The following is a 19,595-nucleotide window of genomic DNA, read 5'->3' as shown; positions in this document are numbered from 1 at the left end:
CTTAACGCTGTGCAATAAACCCCTCATAACATAAAAGCTGGGTAAATCTTTTGACTTGGCTAAAGCCAGCCTGTTTTAAAAATTGGAAAGTCTCCTGTTGAGACAAAGCGAAAAAGTCATCTTCTAAACGTTGAAGCATGGCTCCAGTCTGCTTTTCACTGAGACCATTATTTTCACATATATACTTTAAGCTGAGTTTTTCCTGCAGTGATACCATTTTTACCAGATCAAAAGTTATAAACATTCCGCCTGGTTTTAAGGTCTCATAGATCTGTTTTAAAAATTTAGATTTCTCAGCATAACTAATAAAATGTGTGACTAATATAGATAAGGCTGCATCAAAATTCTGATCAGTATCTAGCTGACTCATATCACCCAGAATAAAATTTACTCGATTATTGCCATCAAATTGTTGAACATATTGTTTGGCCTTATCAAGCATGGTGGCAGATATATCAATTGCAGTAAATTTCCACTCTGGAAATTGCTGAAGCAGATAACCCAGCTCATAGCCAGTACCGCAACCTATAATTAATAGGTGTACTTGGTTACCGGCAATATAGGCTTTCAATAAAGCCTGAATTTGCTGATGTACCAACTCATAACCTGGAATCAGTTTACGGATGTGCTCATTATAAGTGTTCACAACCTTGGAGCTATTAAAATCCTTTGCCATACTTCGGTCCTGTTTTTTACTGCTTCAAGTTTGAGCGAGTCCAATATTTTTATTTAATACATTGATGTGATTTTAAAATACTTTGACTCATCAATTGGTATATTTCCCTTAAATCTTCACGCTCAGCGTGATTAAGTAGCTGCATATGCATATTAAGGATATTCTGGTCTCCACGCACTGCAGGACCAGTTTGCATTAAATGTGGATCATGTTGCAGTGCCTTCTGGGCAGTTTCACTGATCAAGGGATAAAGCAGCGAAAAATCTACCTGTTGCTGGTCTACTATCTGTTTGGCCAGATCATAACAATAGTTAGTAAAATTACAGGCAAATACGGCAGCGAGATGCAGGCTTAAACGCTGGGCTGAAGAATAGTTATATATCCTTTGACTTAGGCTATTTGCCAAATATTTAAGAATTTCCAGATTTTTAGCTTCAGTTGCCTCAATAAATATTGGAGTAGCCTGCCAGTCAATCTCACGTTCAAAACTGAAAGTCTGCAACGGATATAGAACACCCGCATGAGAATAATGTTGCGATAGGATATTTAAAGCAGTACTTCCGGATGTATGTACGACGAGACTGCTTGATAAATACGGAGCTAACTGAACAATTGTTTCTGTAATTGCCTGATCACTTACTGCAATAATTATCAGGTCAATCTGTGAATTGATATCATGATAGTGGTCAATTGGTTCAGCATTGAATTGCTCTGCAAGTTGTCTGGCATGAACCAGATTACGGCTGAACACCTGAACAATTTGATGCTGTTTTGCAAGTCCCCGTGCCAGATGAGTCGCTACCTTGCCTGAACCGATAAAACTAATACGCATAAAAGACTGATAGTGAAAATAATGCTCTAGCATGCCAATAAAAAAAGAGCGAATCAATCCGCCCTTTTTCTTTTCAACAGTCATCCATTAAAACAGGTTATTGAGATAGACACTACGTTCAGCAGTTTTCTGATTAAAGCATTTGGTGTACTGCATATCCTGATTTTGCTGCTCCATGGCTTTATCCCAGTAATTTGACTGCTTTTGATAAACCTCGCGTTCTGCTTCAGGAATCTGATAAACACTTCTCTGCGAGATTACCTTACAATCTACATCACGTTTTTCAAACCAGTCAGACTGGTCTTGCTTTAACTGAGTACGCTGCTCTTCTGTCAGACTGTCCCAAATCTGGTTCAAACGTTCTACTTGCTTCTGTTTTTCAGCATCCAGTTCTTTTTTGCGGATATCCATTGCTTTTTGTGCAAGTTCAGTCTGGACAGTATTCTCATGAACAGATTCTTTGATAGAATTTTGAATTTCCTGATTTTCTTTGACGTAAGCTGCATATTGCACTGCTTTTACCGTAACAAAAACCACACCATCGATGACTGCGTTCTGATTAGGAATATCCAGACTCAAGCCTTCTTTGTCAGTCTTGCTAATGTCATAAGAAAATGTACCGCGCAACTGGTTATTATTTAGGGATAAACCTGATTCACCTTCTTCCAGATAGTCAGCTATAGTCGTTCCGCCCTCACATTCTTCACAGTTTTCCAAGTATTTCTGATAGGCATTTTCTGCACGTTGCAATAAGCCTTTTGGAAAATGTACAACCAGCTGACTTTCACAGTTTAACTGATTCGCATTCTTAGGATCTTCGGTCACGGTACGCACATTTTTAACCTCAAACCTTAAGCTCTGGTTGATTTTAGCCAGAAGCTCCCGGTCTGCTTCATAATAGTCAGACTGCCTGAGGTTCTTTTCAACTTCTTTTAAATATTCACTTTTAAGGTATTTTTGAATCTGGTTCAGATTATCCTGATTGGTACAGCTCCAGTCTGCCATATCCTGAACAGCCGCCTGATCCTGTTTATCTTTATTTTTAAAGCCATCACATCCCCCTAATACAGCAATACATGAAAGCATTGATAGGGCTAATAATTTTTTCATCTTTAATCCAGAGTGTATTGTAATTTTATGGGGCGTATTTTAATCAGGTTTTGAGGTAACTGACCAGATTTCTCATGCTTATTTTTATCTACAGTTCAAACTAATAAAATAATATAAACCTTTTTTATATTTTATTATTAAAGCGCTTTATAAAACACCAAGCATAAATCTGCTTTAATCTATCAATCGTTATTTTAAATTTTTATCTTCATTAAAATATGAAAATTCAAATGATATAAAAAGGCCAGTTTAACTGACCTTTTTAAAAATATTTATTTTATCTAATATTAAAATCATGAAGCAGGTTTAACGCCTTGTTCATTTACTTCACGAACTACACCCGTATCTGTATTCAAAATTTCAAACTCAATCCGGCGATTCTGAAATTTGCCTTGACTGGTTGCATTATCAGTAACCGGCTGGTCCTGACCATATCCTAAAGCTTGCAGCTTACTTGGGCTCACTCCTCGGCTTACCAGATAATTCACCACAGCCTGAGCACGCTGTACAGACAGATTGTTATTGACAGCTTCACTGCCTTCAGCATCGGTGTGACCTTTTACAGTGACGACTACATTTGGCACGCGTTGCAACAGGGCAGCCGCCTGATCAAGAATCGGTTTATTAACATCCGGTACTTGTGCAGAACCGCTGGCAAAATGAATTACTTCAAGATTCAGTGCGGTAGCTATATCTAGTGGTTTAATATTATCAGGATTAATTTGTGATAAGGTACGTTCAGCATCTGTAATTCCAGCATGGGTTGGCGGAGGATTGTTGGCAACGGGTTGCTGGGTGGTGATAGTCATATCTGGTACTAGCAAGCGAATCTGACTAACCAGACTCTGTGCATCACTATTACGGGAAGACTGGATATTAATTTCTTTACCTGTCCAGGTAATTGAAGAATTTGGTACACCCTGTACGATTTTCAATACACTTGGTAAAGCATCCTGATTCATAAAACTTGCATGATAGATAGACTGGGTATCTACACCACAACCAGAAGGATGACTAAAAGTATACTTAACCTCGCCTTGTAAAATATCTACATATTTTAAATCACTGATTCTTATCTGGCAGGTAATCAACTCACCTTCATCTCCAGTGGTTAACTGAAAGTATGCTGGCTGGGTTCCATTGACTACAGCCTGCTGATCAGTCTCTTGATCATCATCACACGCCCTGAGCATCAGTGCTGCCAGAATTGCTAAAACAACAATACCAATCAATGGCCATAAAAGATTGGTTCTTCGATCCTCTATAATGACCGGATCTGGTTCTCGTGGGGCCTGATAAAGAGTTTCCCCTGCTGCAGGATTAATACCTAAGCCGGCTAATAGTGCCATCGCCCAGTGTGGTAATACAGCCAGAATAATATCCTGATGAGTATAAAGCAGATGTCTGATCGCTTCCGGGTCTGGACTACCCGCCTCTTCGATTAAAACAGCCATTGTCGGTGTAATAGACTGGTTTAATATGCGCTCGGTTTCGAGATGAGGAATACTACCACTTACCTGATTTAAAAATTGTTCTTTAAGAGCGACATGATGTCCGAATAATTCATTTAGAGTCGGATTTAACTGGTTTTCTAAAGAAGGTATCAGCTCAGGCCGAGCTTTTAAAATGGCCAGTAAAACTGGATAAAATTGTGCCAGTGCATCAGACTTTTCTACCAGATAAGTGGTCTCACCTTCTAGAACAATAGCTGAAACCTTTTGCCTCAATAATTCAATAAAATTTATACTCATCATCATTCTCTCTTTTATTGGCATTATTATTGGAATTAATGCATTTAAAATAAGCTGTTTTTTATACTATGCTGAATATTAATATGGTTACTAGCGAAACTCTTTAGAAATAACAAAATGTTATAGAAATTTTAATAAATCACTGAAAAACTCAATAAGAAAGCCAGCTTATGCTGGCTTTTCTATTTCTTCCATATCATTCTGTTCAAGGCAGGAATATTTCTACGACCTTACCTTGCACCTTTTGCTGAATCAGTGGTGTATTTTTACCTTTAGACAGCATATTTTCCTTACTGACTGTCCATTCCAGCTCAGGATCAACCAGTACCCAGCCTGATTCTGACTGCCAGCGTTTTACCATATTGGCTACTCGTGCCGGCTCCAATGTTACTTTTTCTACCCATTCTAACGGGCTGAACAGGCCTTCTTTAACCAGCTGGATACCAAACGGAATATAAGTATCAAATGCACTGATTCCCGGCAAGGTTTCTGCAAACGGCGCCATTTTAGCAGAACCGGATAAGGGTTCATGATGCGTACAAATGGCATCAATTATTCCCGTTTTCAAGCCTTGGCGTAATAGTTCTTTGTCCTGTGCTGAGCGTAGAGGAGGACGTACATGCGCCAGTGAATTGAATCCATCTGTCAACTGGTCAGTTAAGTGCAACTGGTGCATGGCAACATCAGCAGTTACAGGTAAGCCTTTGGCCTTAGCAATCTGGATCAGTTCAACAGATGCGCCACAAGATAGCAGACCAAAATGGGCACGTACTCCGGTTGCCTCTATCATAAGCAGATATTTAGCAATAGCGACGGTCTCTGCCATAACCGGAATCATAGGCAAGCCTTGGCGTGAAGCGACAAAACCTTCATGGGCACAGCCATCTTTGGCAATTTGCGGCTCTTCAGCATAAAACACAACGGTCATATCCAGACCCGCTGCATATTCCAAGGTACGGATAACTACATCATCATTCTCAAAAGGTGCATGAGCATTAGAAACTGCAGTACATCCACCTTTTCTCAGACCAGCCATATTGGCAGGCTGCTTACCATTTAGACCTTGAGTCTGTGCACCGATAATATGCAGATAAATACCACCATCCAACATAGCTTTCTCTTGTAAGCCATGAATCAGCGAGCCATTATCCTGAACAATCGGCTTGGAGTCTGGCGGTGTAATCACATGCAAAATACCATTATGACGTGCAGCCCGGCCTTCAGATTTTAATGTCCCATGCTGCTGCTGACCCGGTTCGCGCAACCGTGCACACAGGTCAACCATAGTTGGCATAAGCCATTTACCTTGTCCATTAATAGTTCTTTCGACATCATCACTGGCATCGACACGCGTACCATTTTGCAAAAAGATTGTTTCAATCCTGTCAGTTTTGGCGATCGGGTCAAGAACGCGTACATTTTCAATTTTGACAATACTCATTTCTTTACCCTTATATCGCCAGCGCTTCAATCAAACCTTTCTCTTCTAACTGCCCTTGCATTGTTAGTGCCAGCACAGCCATACGTACTGCTATACCGTTGGTCACCTGACGCAAGATTACTGACTGCGGACCATCAGCGATGCTGGAGTCGATTTCTACGCCACGGTTCATTGGGCCTGGATGCATGACAATACAATCCGGTTTTGCTAATGCCAGCCGGTCTTCATTCAGTCCATACATTTTATAAAATTCAGACTGTGAAGAAAGTGCAGGTGAATCAATACGTTCATTTTGGATGCGAAGTGCAATAATGACATCGCAATCTTTTACGCCTTCATCCATGTTATTAAAAAGTCGGACTTCCGGACCAAATTCCTTAAAGCCAAAAGGTAATAAGGTATTCGGCGCAATGACGCGGATATCTTTACAGCCTAAGGTCTGTAGCGCGGCTACATCCGAACGTGCTACCCGTGAATGTTTGATATCACCAATAATGGCAACACTTAACTCTTCAAATGGCCGGGCAGTTTCACGACGGATCGTAAGCATATCCAGCATAGCCTGGGTGGGATGGGCGTGACGTCCATCTCCCGCGTTAATGATCCCGATATTCGGGCACACATCTTTTGCAATAAAATGTGCAGCACCTGAAGATGAATGGCGTACAACAAAAAGATCGGCCGCCATTGCTTCAAGATTCCACAGCGTATCACGCAGGGTTTCACCTTTAGATGTACTGGAACGGGCGATATCAATATTCAGTACATTGGCTGATAAACGTTTAGCAGCAGCTTCAAAAGTTGTGCGGGTGCGGGTCGAGTTCTCGAAAAACAGGTTCATGACCGTACGGCCTTCGAGTAAAGGTGAGGTTATGAGTTGGTTTTGATCATTAAAAAAGGAAGAAGCAGTATCGAGAATTTTTATGAGGGTTTGCTGGGAAAGGCCTTCAATGGTCAGAAAATGTTTAAGATGACCGTATTGATTGAGCTGAATCTGACTCGGCGTATGCAGTGCAGCCAAATGCATGAGAGATTCCTTAGACGTTAAGTTAATGCATTATATAGATTCTCCCTCAGTTTGGGCAGCCAGATTTTTCAAAATTTTTAGTAGAATTATTTATTTTATGAACTATTAACCATCTATTTCAAAAAGATAAATTAAATCAGTTCTTCATATTAAGAAATTATTTTTCTTTATTTAAATTTAAATCCAGATTAAGTCTTAAAACTTCCCTGTTTAGAGCATTATTATCTGAGTGCACCAATATAATGATGAGCTACCTGCGCCTGATAATCTGGCTCTTTCGTCACCTCTCTATCAAACAACTCAGTGCTCTCTTCATTATTTTGTGCTTCCACCTCTGCCATGATTGGTGGACAAACTAGAGCAGAGAGACGTGTTACCAAACGGATGAGTTCTGCATCCTGCGTTTTTTTGGCCAACTCCATGACATACTGAGTGTAGCTTTCACTTTCCACCATATACATCACATCAATTACGCGTCCAGATACACGGCGTAAGCGTGTATAAATTAAAGTTGCGATAGAAAAAATATCACTGTGATTTGAAGATAAAATATTCATAAAATCCCCTTGTTTTATTTTAAAAAATATTAAGTCAGTTTTGTACATGGTTAGTACATCTGCTTGTATGGCAAATAAACACTAATATGTTCAAGAATTTAGCAAGATACATACCAGAAATTTAAAATATGAAAGGAATTACGTTTAAACCTGTTTAGTTTCATCAAGAGAAATCATTCTCTTTAATAATGCACGGGATAATGAAGATAAACAATTTCTGAAATAACTTCTTAAGATCATCCGCCTAAAACAACGAAAATACGTTAAAATTGTCGTTTGCTTGTCTGGTTTGGAAATTTGCATGAATGCATCGCAACGTTTATCTACTTATTGGGTCACCTGTGCTGATGGTTTGGAGCTCTTGCTTGAAGAGGAAATCGCACAACTCGGTGCGTCAAATGTAGAACGCAAACCAGGCCGGTTAGTTTTTCAAGGTTCTCTGGAGACTGCTTACCGTATCTGTATGTGGTCACGTCTGGCCTCACGCGTATTGTTACCCATTCATACCCAGGAAATCGAGTTTAGTCATGACGCCCGCGATGTGGCTGAAGAACTGTATGATGGTGCGCTTAGCTTTGACTGGTCACTTATTTTTGCACCTCAAAGTACTTTTGCTATCCGTCTGCACGTAGAGCGTGATATTAAGGTCAATACCCAGTTTGCCACCTTACGTGTTAAGGATGGTGTAGTCGATGCCTTTATGGAAGCAGTGGGCCGCCGTCCTAGTATTGATACAAAGCAACCAGAAATTACCTTATACGTATTGGCTGGTAAAACTGAACATACTTATTGTCTGGATTTATCCGGAGATTCCCTGCATAAACGCGGCTATCGTCGCTATATGACCGATGCACCGATTAAAGAGAATCTAGCAGCAGCAATATTACATAAGGCTGGTATTGAAAAAAGAAAGCCGGATATTATTTTAGATCCAATGTGCGGTTCAGGTACATTTATTATTGAGTCTCTCATGATTCTGACTGACCGGGCTCCGGGCCTGGTACGCCGTTTTGGCTTTAATGGCTGGCATGGTCATGACCGTGAATTATGGATGTCACTTAAAGCCGAAGCAGTAGAACGCCACGAGCAGGCACTTGAACAGCCTTTACCTAAATTTTATGCTTTTGATGCGGACTGGGAAGCGGTTAAAGCTACCCGCCAGAATATTGCCGCCGCCGGATTCGAGAAACAGCTGGAACAGATTCAGGTAGAAGAACGTACACTTGCTGACTGGCCTGAATTCGATGCTACTGAAAAAACTGCATTTATTGTCACCAATCCCCCATATGGCGAACGTTTAGGCGAGAAAGCTTCTAACCGGGCACTTTATCTCGGTTTATCTGGCCAGTTACAGAAACACTTTCCTAACCAATATGCAGCAATAATTGCGGCACAAGTAGAACAGGCAGATGTTCTGGCATTTGAGCATCCTGAAACTCTACGCCTAATGAATGGTAAGCTGCCAATTTATATTCGTTTTGGAACTATCAAACCTGCATCCGATAACATACCTTTCCTAGAAAAATGGCAGCCTCAAAATGTAGAAATTGAAGGGGCTCAAGATTTTGCTAATCGATTGCAAAAAAATATGCAAACCTTGAAAAAATGGGCAACCAAGGATCGTGTGTTCTGCCTGCGTCTTTATGATGCAGATCTGCCTGATTTTAACGTTGCAGTTGACTTGTACGGTGACCGTTTGCATGTGCAGGAATATGCTCCACCAAAAACGATTGATCCGGAAAAAGCCAAGAAACGTTTTAATTTGGCACTTGCCGCTATCCGGACAGTGACGGGCCTGGGGCGTGATGCGATATTTATTAAAACCCGTGCCCGTCAAGCAGGTAAAGCACAGTATGAAAAGCAGAGTACGGCGTCCAAACGGTTTATTGTTCAGGAAGGACAAGCCAGAATTTTAGTGAACCTGACAGATTATCTAGATACCGGACTGTTTCTCGACCACCGTCAAATGCGCCTACGTATTGCACGTGAGGCTAAAGGTAAACACTTCCTGAATCTGTACAGTTATACTTCTACAGCCAGCCTGCATGCTGCACTCGGCGGGGCAGCCAGTACAACCAGTGTAGACCTGTCAAATACCTACTTAAACTGGTCTAAAGAAAATTTTGTTTTAAACGGCTTAACTGTTGACCATCCTGACCAGCAGCACCAGTTCTTTGCCAGTGACTGTTTTGAGTGGCTTAAAGAAGGCCATGAACAGTATGATATGATTTTTATTGATCCGCCCACTTTCTCAAACTCGAAAAAGTTCTACGGAACCTTTGATGTACAACGTGACCATGTTTCATTACTTAAACGTGCCATGAACCGTCTCACAACCGAAGGTACGCTTTATTTTTCAAATAATTACCGCGGTTTCGAGATGGATGAAGAAATTGAAGCCATGTTTGATATTGAAGAAATCACTCAGGAGACTATCGGGCCGGATTTCAAACGCAATCAGAAAATCCACCGTGCCTGGAAAATCCAGCATTATCCAGTAAATTAAATTTTATCTAGATAAAGTTATGTATAAAATAAAAAAGCCCACATTGAATGTGGGCTTTTTTATACAAATTTAGTTAAGTTTGAGCTTATCAAACTCAAGATGACCATGTTCCCCTTTGATCAAAATATTATCTCCAGCCTGGAATTCACCAGAAAGAATTTTTTGTGCCAAAGTATTTTCTACCTGTGACTGGATAGCACGTTTCAATGGACGCGCGCCATACACCGGGTCGAAACCTGCATCAATTAACAGATCAAAGGCTGTATCATCTATTGTCAAGCTCATATCGCGTTCAGCCAGACGTGAACGTAAACGTTCCAGTTGAATGTCAGCAATACCACGAATCTGTGATTTTTTCAGTGAATGGAAAATCACCAGCTCATCGATCCGGTTAATAAACTCCGGACGGAAATGATGGCTTACTGCACTCATAACCACAGAACGCATTTCTTCATCACTGGCCCCTTCACCCAGTTCACGAACATCTTGTGAACCCAGATTCGAAGTCATTACAATGACAGTATTTTTAAAGTCAATCACTCGTCCTTGCGAGTCAGTCAGTCGGCCATCGTCCAGTACCTGTAATAAAATATTAAAGACATCTGGATGAGCCTTCTCGACTTCATCAAACAGAATAACACTATAAGGTTTACGGCGTACTGCTTCAGTCAATACCCCCCCTTCTTCATAACCTACGTAACCTGGAGGTGCGCCTACCAAGCGGCTGACTGAATGTTTTTCCATAAACTCAGACATATCAATCCGGATCATGGCATCGTCACTATCAAACAGGAAATTCGCTAAAGCTTTAGTTAATTCTGTTTTACCTACACCCGTTGGGCCAAGGAACAGGAATGATCCACTTGGGCGGTTTGGATCTGACAATCCGGCACGTGAACGACGAACAGCATTGGATACCGCAATTACAGCTTCATCCTGCCCAACTACGCGATTATGCAGAAACTCTTCCATATGCAGCAGTTTTTCACGCTCACCTTGCAGCATTTTCGCGACAGGAATACCTGTGGCAGCACTGACGACTTCTGCAATCTCATTATCAGTCACTTTATTACGCAGCAATTTAGGCTCTTCGTGGTCTTCAATCACTTCGTCCTGCTCAAGCTGTTTTTGCAATTCCGGAATAACACCATATTGCAAACGGCTGGCTTCAGCCCAGTCTCCTTCACGTTGGGCTTTTTCTAAAGCAACCCGAGCCTGATCCAGCTCCACCTGTGCTTTTTTGGTTCCCTCTACCAGCGTTTTTTCAGCCTTCCATACTTCTTCAAGATCATTATATTCTTTCTGAACTTCCTCAATCTGTTTTTCCAGATAGTTGACTTCAGACTTGCTTCCGGCATCTTCATCTTTCTTAACGGCTTCAAGCTGCATTTTCAGTTGAATCAGACGACGGTCCAGTTTATCCAAAGCTTCAGGCTTAGAGTCCAGCTCCATTTTAATTCGTGAAGCTGCCTCATCAATCAGGTCAATGGCTTTATCCGGCAGCTGCCGATCAGTAATATAACGATGCGACATTTTCGCTGCAGCAATAATTGCCGAGTCTAAAATTTTGACACCGTGATGCACTTCATAACGTTCTTTTAAACCACGCAAAATTGCGATGGTATCTTCTACACTTGGTTCATCTACAAGAACTTTCTGAAAGCGACGTTCAAGTGCGGCATCTTTCTCAATATACTGACGGTATTCATCGAGTGTAGTAGCACCCACACAACGCAGTTCACCACGGGCTAGAGCAGGTTTGAGCATATTACCTGCATCCATGGCGCCATCGGTTTTACCTGCACCTACCAGTGTATGTAACTCGTCAATAAACAGGATCACCCTGCCTTCTTGTTTAGCCAGGTCATTTAAAACCGCTTTTAGACGCTCTTCAAATTCACCACGATATTTTGCACCAGCCAGAAGTGAACCCAAGTCTAAAGACAGTACCTGTTTATCTTTCAAGCTTTCTGGGACTTCACCGTTTACAATACGCTGAGCCAAGCCCTCTACAATGGCTGTCTTACCTACTCCGGGTTCACCGATCAGTACCGGGTTATTTTTGGTACGTCGTGACAAGACCTGAATCGTACGACGAATCTCATCATCACGGCCAATAACCGGATCAAGTTTTCCGGCCAGTGCACGTTCAGTGAGGTTAATGGTATATTTATTTAATGAGTCGCGTTGTTCTTCATGATTATTACTCATGACTTTCTCACTACCTCGAATTTTTTCAATTACAGGGCGTAGCGTCTCTGCAGTTACGCCCACGCCGTTTAAAATAGTTTTACTATTTCCTGACTCTGCTAGTGCCAGCATGACCCAATCGGTAGATATAAATTCATCTCCTGCCTTTTGTGCATAACGGTCAGCCAGATTTAATATTTTTACAGCATCAGGATTTAAATTAATATCTCCAGTAGGGTTAGATAACACTGGCGCATCATTGAAGGCTTTTTCAAGCCGTTGCTGTAGTTCACGAAGATTGGCACCTGCCTGTTGTAGCAAACTTAAGTTGGAAGGTTCCTCAATTAAAGTTGCCAAAATATGGATACTGTCAATTGCAGTATGATCTTTACCCATTGCTAGAGACTGGGCATCAGATAGAGCCTGTTGTAACCGGTTAGTAAATTTTTCGAATCGCATTCTTGTTATTCCTCACAACAATTCTGTACTTGAGTAATAGATGGGAACACTTTTGTAAAATTCAAACAGAATTATATATATTTTTCAAAATCTTATTAAAACAAAAACATTAGATTTCAGTTATAATATGAGCTCACATCATGAAGGTTTCAAGTATAGGGAGTTCTTTTTTATAAAAATAAACAATAAAAAATGCCGGTAAAAACCGGCATGCTGATTCAGGCAGTCTAGACTGCTTAAACCGTTTCAATAATTTCATAATCGTGAGTAATTTCTACGCCGCCATCGGAAAGCATTTTACTGGCAGAACAGTATTTTTCAGCAGAAAGCTCAACTGCCTTGGCAACCTGTTTTTCTTTTATATCTTTACCCGTTACAACAAAGTGCAGATGAATTTTGGTAAATACAGCAGGAATGGTATCAGCACGTTCAGCTTTAAGCTGACACACCACGTCCTGAATATCTTGGCGAGATTTTTTCAGAATCGTCACAATATCAAATGAAGCACATCCACCCAATCCCATCAGGATAAGTTCCATCGGGCGCGGTCCACGGTTCTCTCCACCATATTCCGCTGACCCATCCATGATGACACTATGACCACTTTCAGATTTAGCTTCGAAAGCAACATTCTCTAGCCAATGAACACTTGTTTGCATTGCAACTACCTAAAAAAAGCTATAAATTTACCAAGTACCTGTACACTAACATAAAACGAGTTGATAAGGAATTTCATCTCTGCTGTGTGACAAGTTCATCTTAGGTCTTGTGCGATCTTCTTATTATCCCCTTCGGAACTCTAGGCATGAATTCTAATTTTTCACAACTCAGTACTGACGCCCTTTCTCCAGGTCAACTACCTGAATCGGTGAAAGCACTACTAAAACGAGCAAAAATTAACAGATTTCCAAAACGTACTACCATTATTGATGCCGGTACAGAATCCAAATCTTTATATCTCATCCTTAAAGGTTCTGTCTCTATTGTACTGCGCGAAGATGATGACCGTGAAATTGTGGTAGCCTATTTAAATCCAGGTGACTTTTTCGGAGAAATGGGGCTTTTTGAAGCCAATCCACAACGTACAGCTGAAGTTCGTACCCGGGAGATGTGTGAAATTGCAGAAATTAGTTATGAGAATTTTCATGAACTGAGTAAACAATTTCCCGATTTAAGCTATGCAGTATTTGCCCAGCTCGTACGCCGCCTGAAAAACACTACACGTAAAGTAACTGATCTGGCTTTTATTGATGTGTCTGGACGAATTGCGCGCTGCCTGATTGATCTGGCATCTCAGCCTGAGGCCATGATTTTACCTAATGGCCGCCAGATCCGTATTACCCGTCAGGAAATCGGCCGTATTGTAGGCTGCTCACGTGAAATGGTTGGCCGTGTCCTCAAAACTCTTGAGGAGCAAGGTATGATTGAAACAGAAGGTAAAGCGATACTGATCTTTGATAGTTCACTTGAACAGAATAATGAATCATCTGCCTCAGATTTTGATACTGAAGATGAAGAATAAACTCTAGTTTTTATCTATTGAATTAAAGGCAAATCTTCGGATTTGCCTTTTTCTTGGTAATATTGCATGAGGTATTCTCATACTATCGACCAGTTAGTTATCTATTTCTCATTATTGTGTCGAGTACTATTTTTTCATCCAGAATTTATAGATCAGGCAACGTTTAACTCACCTTAAGACCAAGTTGGCTATCTCTATACCCTGTATTATGCTAATAACAGACTTTTAAAGGGACCATTATGAAATTTCATCCACTTGCCCAGACAGGGATTAAATTACCAGAAATCTGCCTAGGTACCATGACTTTTGGTGAGCAGAATACCCAGTCCGAAGCTTTCCAACAGTTGGCATATGCTTTAGAACAAGGTCTGTACTTCTGGGATACTGCAGAAATGTATCCGGTCCCGCCTAAACCAGAAACCCAAGGCGCCACTGAACGTATTATTGGTAACTGGATTTCCCAGCATGGTGGCCGTGATAAATTATTCTTGGCTTCTAAAATTGCAGGCCCCTCTCAAGGCGGTAGCCATATTCGTGATGGTAATACCCGTTTTATTGCTTCAGACATTTCTACTGCACTAGACCAATCCCTACAAAGATTACAAACTGATTATATTGATCTGTACCAATTACATTGGCCACAGCGTCCGACCAATTTTTTTGGTCAACTTGGTTATGGTAACCAGCATATAGAACTATCTAACCAGGTTACTCCACTAGAAGAGACACTTACTGCCTTAAATGATGAAATTAAGAAAGGTCGTATCCGCTATATTGGCCTTTCCAATGAAACCCCATGGGGGACCATGAAATTTTTACAATTAGCGGAAAAAATGGGACTAGAAAAATTTTTAAGTGTTCAGAATCCCTATAATTTATTAAATCGCACTTATGAAATTGGCATGGCAGAGATTGCCCAATATGAAGGTGTCGGCTTACTGGCTTACTCCCCACTGGCATTCGGTTATCTGACTGGCAAATTCCGCAATGGCGCACGACCTGCAAATGCACGGGTAACACTCTACTCGCGTTTTTCACGCTACTCTAACCCGCAATCCGAATGGGCCACCGAACAGTATGCTTTGCTTGCAGAAAAGCATGGGTTAACATTAACCCAGCTAGCGCTGGCATTTATTAAGCAGCAGTTCTTTGTCACCTCAACAATTATTGGCGCAACCAATCTAGACCAGCTTAAAGAAAATATAGATGCCTTTAAAATAGATTTGAGTCCAGAAATTCTGAAAGGTATAGAAGAAATTCATAAGCAGCAACCTAATCCGGCACCTTAACGCAGCCCAATAAAAAAAGGATGCCGTGGCATCCTTTTTATAAAATCAATTTTATTTACGCTGATTATAAATTGCCTGTGCTGCTGGCAGATTCTTACGCATTGCAGCAATACGCTCACCATTTGATGGGTGCGTCGATAACCATGAAGAGCCACCTGCCCCTTCCAGCTTGTTCATTTTTTCCCATAAGGTAATTGCAGCTTGCGGATTATAACCAGCACGTGCCATTAATATTAAACCACCCTGATCGGCACGGCTTTCCAGACTACGTGAATAGGGTAAACCCACGCCTACCTGAGCACCCAAGTCAAGCGCTGCAGAACCTAGGCTTCCAATAGCATCACCAGCATAAGCCTTGCCTACATTTAATGCCAAACCAGTTAAAGCCTGTGCACCAATCTTGCTTTTAGCATGCTCTTCAAGGGCATGGACCATTTCATGCCCCATAACTGCAGCAATTTCTGCATCAGTCAGGTTAAGCTTGTTGACAATACCGGTATAGACCACCACCTTACCGCCTGGTGCAACATAGGCATTAATCTGGTCAGATTTCAAAACAGTTAGCTGCCAATCAAATTTCACACCAGTCTGGTTCATCTGGTCAGCATACGGACGCAAACGGTTAAATACAGTATTTACACGACGGTAAGTACTTGAAGACGTATCTAGCTGATTCTTAGCACGTGCTTCCTGCACCATTTGGTTATAGCTTTGTGCGGCTGTTGCATTTAGGGTCGCGGTATCTGCGCCGGCAAAATCAGCAAGTGTGCTACATCCTGATAATGTCACTGCACCAGCAGCAAAAAAGCTGAGTAGAATTTTGTTGTTCATTATAATGCTCTCCACATGGATGACACGGTCATCCTCAATATAAACAGATGCATTATATTGAAAGCGTCATCACCTTAAAATATATAAACGCTTCATAATCATAGGATTTATGTAATTAGTATTTTTTGATTATAAAGGTATTCTTTAGAGCCAATGGCTAAGCGCATCAGTGTTTAAACTGCTTAAGGCATGATGTTTTCGTTAATATCACTCATGTCTTGGTTTACAAAATGAGCTTATTGCTTTTTTTCCATTATTCCCTATTATTCTCAAGATCTATCTCAAATAAACCAGTTCATCTTAACCGGATAGAATTATTAGAGAAAACTGATAAGAATCCATGATACTAAACACACCAGATCCAGTACAAAATAAAAGTGGGCAATTGGCTCAATCTTGTCCTCAATATCAACTTTTTTTCGTTTCCATAATATATAAAAATTCTGAATCAGGATGAGAGGCGCAATGATCGCAGCCAGTACAAAAGATAAAGCCAGTAAAGTTGTCCAGTGTTGTTCAAGAGCACCATTAGTCTGTATGTAAATCATCCACATCGCTAATGTGGGTGCGCCTCCAATGGCAAAAAGCAATGAGTAAAACATGGTTTTAGACGTGTTACTTTGCATTTTCTTTCCTGAACATATTCAACTAAAAATTTTAAAAGGCAGATTAATTAGCCTTTACATTTTTTACAGCACGACTTTAGTCGGTGAGTAGCTTGGTGTGCATAAAAAAGCCCCGCTGAAGCGAGGCTTTTAACCGTTTATTATTTAGGCATCAAACGGATGGCGCAATACAATAGTTTCTGCACGGTCCGGACCAGTTGAAATGATGTCGATTGGACATTCAATCAATTGCTCAAGACGTTTTATATAGTTCAATGCAGCTTGTGGCAACTGATCCAGTGATTTCGCACCAAAAGTTGACTCAGACCAGCCTGGCATAGTTTCGTAAATCGGTTTTAAAGTTTCGAATGCAAGCGCATCAGAAGAACCAACACAACCAGAATCTGTAGCTTCATAGCCTACACAGATTTTCACTTCTTCCAAACCGTCAAGAACGTCAAGTTTAGTCAGGCAAATACCAGAAAGTGAGTTTACATCAACTGAACGGCGCAGAATTTCAGCATCGAACCAGCCACAACGACGTTGACGACCAGTAGAGGCACCAAATTCATTACCAATCGTACCTAGGTGTTTACCAATTACATCACCTGTGTCATTTGCAGCGTCATACACCAGCTCAGTTGGGAATGGGCCTGCACCTACACGCGTTGTGTACGCTTTGGTAATACCCAGTACATAATCAAGATGCAATGGACCTAGACCTGAACCAGAGCTTACACCACCAGCAGTTGTATTCGAAGAAGTTACATACGGGTATGTACCGTGATCAACGTCAAGAAGTGAACCTTGCGCGCCTTCGAACATGATGTTGTCACCGTTTTTACGGTAGTTATGCAATTCAGTAGTTACGTCCACAACCAGTGGAGCAACAACCTTACGCCATTCATCACACAGTGCCAGCACATCTTCCAGTTTAACTGCTTCAACACCGTAGTATTGAGTCAACTGGAAGTTATGGTAGTCCAGAAGTTCAGTCAGCTGAGCTGTAAGATGTTCACCACTACGTACTAGGTCAGCAACGCGGATGGCACGACGTGCAACCTTGTCTTCATACGCAGGTCCAATACCGCGACCAGTCGTGCCAATTTTAGCATTACCACGTTTTTTCTCACGTGCCTGGTCAAGTGCAATATGGTTAGGCAAAATAAGTGGGCAGTTAGGAGAAATACGCAGGCGCTCTTTTACCGGTACACCTTCTTTTTCCAGAATACTCATTTCTTCAATTAGTGCTGCTGGAGAAAGCACAACACCATTGCCAATCAGGCACAGAACATTTTCACGCAAGATTCCTGATGGAATGAGGTGTAAAACAGTCTTTTTACCACCGACCACTAGTGTATGGCCCGCATTGTGTCCACCCTGATAGCGAACAACTGCAGCCGCCTGATCAGTGAGCAGATCGACGATTTTACCTTTACCTTCGTCGCCCCATTGGGTACCAAGTACCACAACATTCTTGCCCATAATAGCCTCATTACATCATGCTGTTAAAATTGAAAACCAGTTCGAATGACATGAACATTCAAACAGGCGATTAAATTTTTTCGAGATTCCAGTGACCTGCAACTTGCACTAACTGGTGTGTTGCATTTGGCACAGAACTCAAGTCATCTTGTCCAAGCAGCTGAACTACACTCAGCCCTTCTGTACGTAACCGCTCAATCATCTTTAACAAGTCGGTATCGGTACCTTTAGGGGCAACAACAATACTTAACTCATTAAACTGGCCTGCACTTAAAGCATATAAGTCACAGCTAAAACCAGTTGCAGGGCGCGCCCGTCCGAAATGCTCACCAATACCATCATAACGGCCACCCTGTGCCAGTGGTGCTGCACGGTTTGGCGCATACACGGCATACATCAGACCAGTATGATAATGGTAAGAACGCAGTTCGACTACGTCGATACCGATATGCAGGTTCGGCCAGCGTGCCTGAATTTCAGACTGCGTCGTTTTCACTGCATCAAATGCCTGTTTAAAAGCTGCATTCTTTAAAATTTCAGCACTTAAATTTGCTTCTAAAGCACCCAGATCACTGGCATAGCGTCCAAGTACATAGAAATCTGAACCGAAATGAAGTGTTTGGGTAAATTCTGCCAGCTCCGGTAGAGCTTTACGCTGGTATAAATCCGAAAGTTGGTGTTCAGTAGCTTTATTTAAGGCCGCTTGTTTTACCAGACTACGGAACAGTCCTACATGGCCCAGATCCAGGTGAATACCATCAGTCAGGCCAGCTTTCTGAATCAGGCTGATCATCAGGTCAACCATTTCAACATCAGCATCTATACTTTCTGAACCAAAAAGCTCAGCACCCAGTTGCAGCGGTGCACGGGTGGCACTAAAACCCTGAGGTTTAGTATGCAAGACAGTACCTGCGTAGCAATAGCGAGCTACACCTTCTACCGGACGCACATGTGCATCAATACGGGCTACTTGCGGAGTCATGTCTGCACGTATACCCAGTAACCGGCCTGTTAACTGGTCAATTACCTTGAAAGTGGCAAGGTCCAGGTCTTGATTTGCTTCTGAAAGAGAAGATAGAGATTCGATATATTCTATAAAAGGTGTATAGACTAACTGATAACCTCGTGAGACGAGGAAATCTAAAGCTTTACGGCGCAGTTTTTCAATTATTTGCGCTTGTTCTGGCAATACATCAGCTACACCATCAGGTAATAACCATGTCTCTGAAATGGGCATGCGGTAAACCTAAATTCTTGTCAGCGCGGAAATGATCCGCATAAAAAAATCGGGAACACACCCGATTTCTCCTATCT

Annotated in this window: 16 protein-coding genes; 3 read left to right on the top strand and 13 right to left on the bottom strand. The window is 41.5% G+C overall.

The window, feature by feature from the left end; genetic code table 11:
* Position 1: 1 nt before the first annotated feature.
* The 7 genes from AC0VYT_RS05045 to AC0VYT_RS05015 all read right to left on the bottom strand — a co-directional run bounded on the left by AC0VYT_RS05045 (position 2) and on the right by AC0VYT_RS05015 (position 7,394).
* On the bottom strand, positions 2-676 hold the full coding sequence (locus tag AC0VYT_RS05045) for a class I SAM-dependent methyltransferase (protein ID WP_005014940.1): 675 nt from the start codon (positions 674-676) through the stop codon (positions 2-4).
* A gap of 49 nt (positions 677-725) precedes the next feature.
* The gene (locus AC0VYT_RS05040; protein ID WP_005404221.1) at positions 726-1,508 is read right to left on the bottom strand and encodes a Rossmann-like and DUF2520 domain-containing protein; all 783 of its coding nucleotides are present in this window, start codon (positions 1,506-1,508) and stop codon (positions 726-728) included.
* An 87-nt stretch (positions 1,509-1,595) separates the two neighbouring features.
* A complete protein-coding gene (locus AC0VYT_RS05035; RefSeq protein WP_005014944.1) occupies positions 1,596-2,618 on the bottom strand; it encodes a lysozyme inhibitor LprI family protein in 1,023 nt (340 codons plus the stop codon).
* A 293-nt stretch (positions 2,619-2,911) separates the two neighbouring features.
* On the bottom strand, positions 2,912-4,372 hold the full coding sequence (locus tag AC0VYT_RS05030) for an OmpA family protein (RefSeq protein ID WP_005014945.1): 1,461 nt from the start codon (positions 4,370-4,372) through the stop codon (positions 2,912-2,914).
* Positions 4,373-4,574: 202 nt separating this feature from the next.
* Entirely contained in the window at positions 4,575-5,810 is a 1,236-nt protein-coding gene (locus AC0VYT_RS05025) for a dihydroorotase (protein WP_005014946.1), read from the bottom strand.
* A gap of 10 nt (positions 5,811-5,820) precedes the next feature.
* Positions 5,821-6,837, bottom strand: a complete 1,017-nt coding sequence (locus tag AC0VYT_RS05020) for an aspartate carbamoyltransferase catalytic subunit (RefSeq protein WP_005014947.1) — start codon at positions 6,835-6,837, stop codon at positions 5,821-5,823.
* 221 nt (positions 6,838-7,058) lie between these two features.
* A complete protein-coding gene (locus AC0VYT_RS05015; RefSeq protein ID WP_005014948.1) occupies positions 7,059-7,394 on the bottom strand; it encodes a hypothetical protein in 336 nt (111 codons plus the stop codon).
* A gap of 301 nt (positions 7,395-7,695) precedes the next feature.
* Between AC0VYT_RS05015 and rlmKL the strand changes: the two genes are divergently transcribed.
* A complete protein-coding gene (gene rlmKL / locus AC0VYT_RS05010; protein WP_005014949.1) occupies positions 7,696-9,900 on the top strand; it encodes a bifunctional 23S rRNA (guanine(2069)-N(7))-methyltransferase RlmK/23S rRNA (guanine(2445)-N(2))-methyltransferase RlmL in 2,205 nt (734 codons plus the stop codon).
* Between the two features lie 69 nt (positions 9,901-9,969).
* Here rlmKL and clpB read toward each other — a convergent pair whose 3' ends face one another.
* Both clpB and AC0VYT_RS05000 read right to left on the bottom strand, forming a co-directional pair.
* Positions 9,970-12,549, bottom strand: a complete 2,580-nt coding sequence (gene clpB / locus AC0VYT_RS05005; RefSeq protein WP_005014950.1) for an ATP-dependent chaperone ClpB — start codon at positions 12,547-12,549, stop codon at positions 9,970-9,972.
* A 236-nt stretch (positions 12,550-12,785) separates the two neighbouring features.
* Positions 12,786-13,208, bottom strand: coding sequence for an OsmC family protein (locus AC0VYT_RS05000; RefSeq protein ID WP_005014955.1), 423 nt, complete (start codon positions 13,206-13,208; stop codon positions 12,786-12,788).
* 146 nt (positions 13,209-13,354) lie between these two features.
* On the opposite strand from AC0VYT_RS05000, the gene crp reads away from it, so the two are divergent.
* Both crp and AC0VYT_RS04990 read left to right on the top strand, forming a co-directional pair.
* The gene (gene crp / locus AC0VYT_RS04995) at positions 13,355-14,071 is read left to right on the top strand and encodes a cAMP-activated global transcriptional regulator CRP (RefSeq protein WP_005014956.1); all 717 of its coding nucleotides are present in this window, start codon (positions 13,355-13,357) and stop codon (positions 14,069-14,071) included.
* A 239-nt stretch (positions 14,072-14,310) separates the two neighbouring features.
* A complete protein-coding gene (locus AC0VYT_RS04990) occupies positions 14,311-15,360 on the top strand; it encodes an NADP(H)-dependent aldo-keto reductase (protein ID WP_005014958.1) in 1,050 nt (349 codons plus the stop codon).
* A 51-nt stretch (positions 15,361-15,411) separates the two neighbouring features.
* Here AC0VYT_RS04990 and AC0VYT_RS04985 read toward each other — a convergent pair whose 3' ends face one another.
* The 4 genes from AC0VYT_RS04985 to AC0VYT_RS04970 form a co-directional block, all read right to left on the bottom strand.
* Entirely contained in the window at positions 15,412-16,191 is a 780-nt protein-coding gene (locus AC0VYT_RS04985) for a M48 family metallopeptidase (protein WP_005014959.1), read from the bottom strand.
* A 317-nt stretch (positions 16,192-16,508) separates the two neighbouring features.
* Positions 16,509-16,817, bottom strand: a complete 309-nt coding sequence (locus AC0VYT_RS04980; RefSeq protein WP_005014961.1) for a phosphoethanolamine transferase domain-containing protein — start codon at positions 16,815-16,817, stop codon at positions 16,509-16,511.
* Positions 16,818-16,961: 144 nt separating this feature from the next.
* Positions 16,962-18,281 carry an adenylosuccinate synthase gene (locus AC0VYT_RS04975; protein ID WP_005014964.1) on the bottom strand — a complete coding sequence of 440 codons (1,320 nt, stop codon included), beginning with the start codon at positions 18,279-18,281 and terminating at the stop codon, positions 16,962-16,964.
* A gap of 70 nt (positions 18,282-18,351) precedes the next feature.
* Positions 18,352-19,518: an ATP phosphoribosyltransferase regulatory subunit gene (locus AC0VYT_RS04970; protein WP_005404223.1), complete on the bottom strand. Its 1,167-nt coding sequence runs from the start codon at positions 19,516-19,518 to the stop codon at positions 18,352-18,354.
* Between the last annotated feature and the right edge of the window lie 77 nt (positions 19,519-19,595).

It is taken from the genome of Acinetobacter sp. QJM3NY_42, assembly GCF_056173745.1.
The sequence above is the reverse complement of the archived record's forward strand: the minus strand, read 5'-3'. Positions and strand labels throughout refer to the sequence as shown.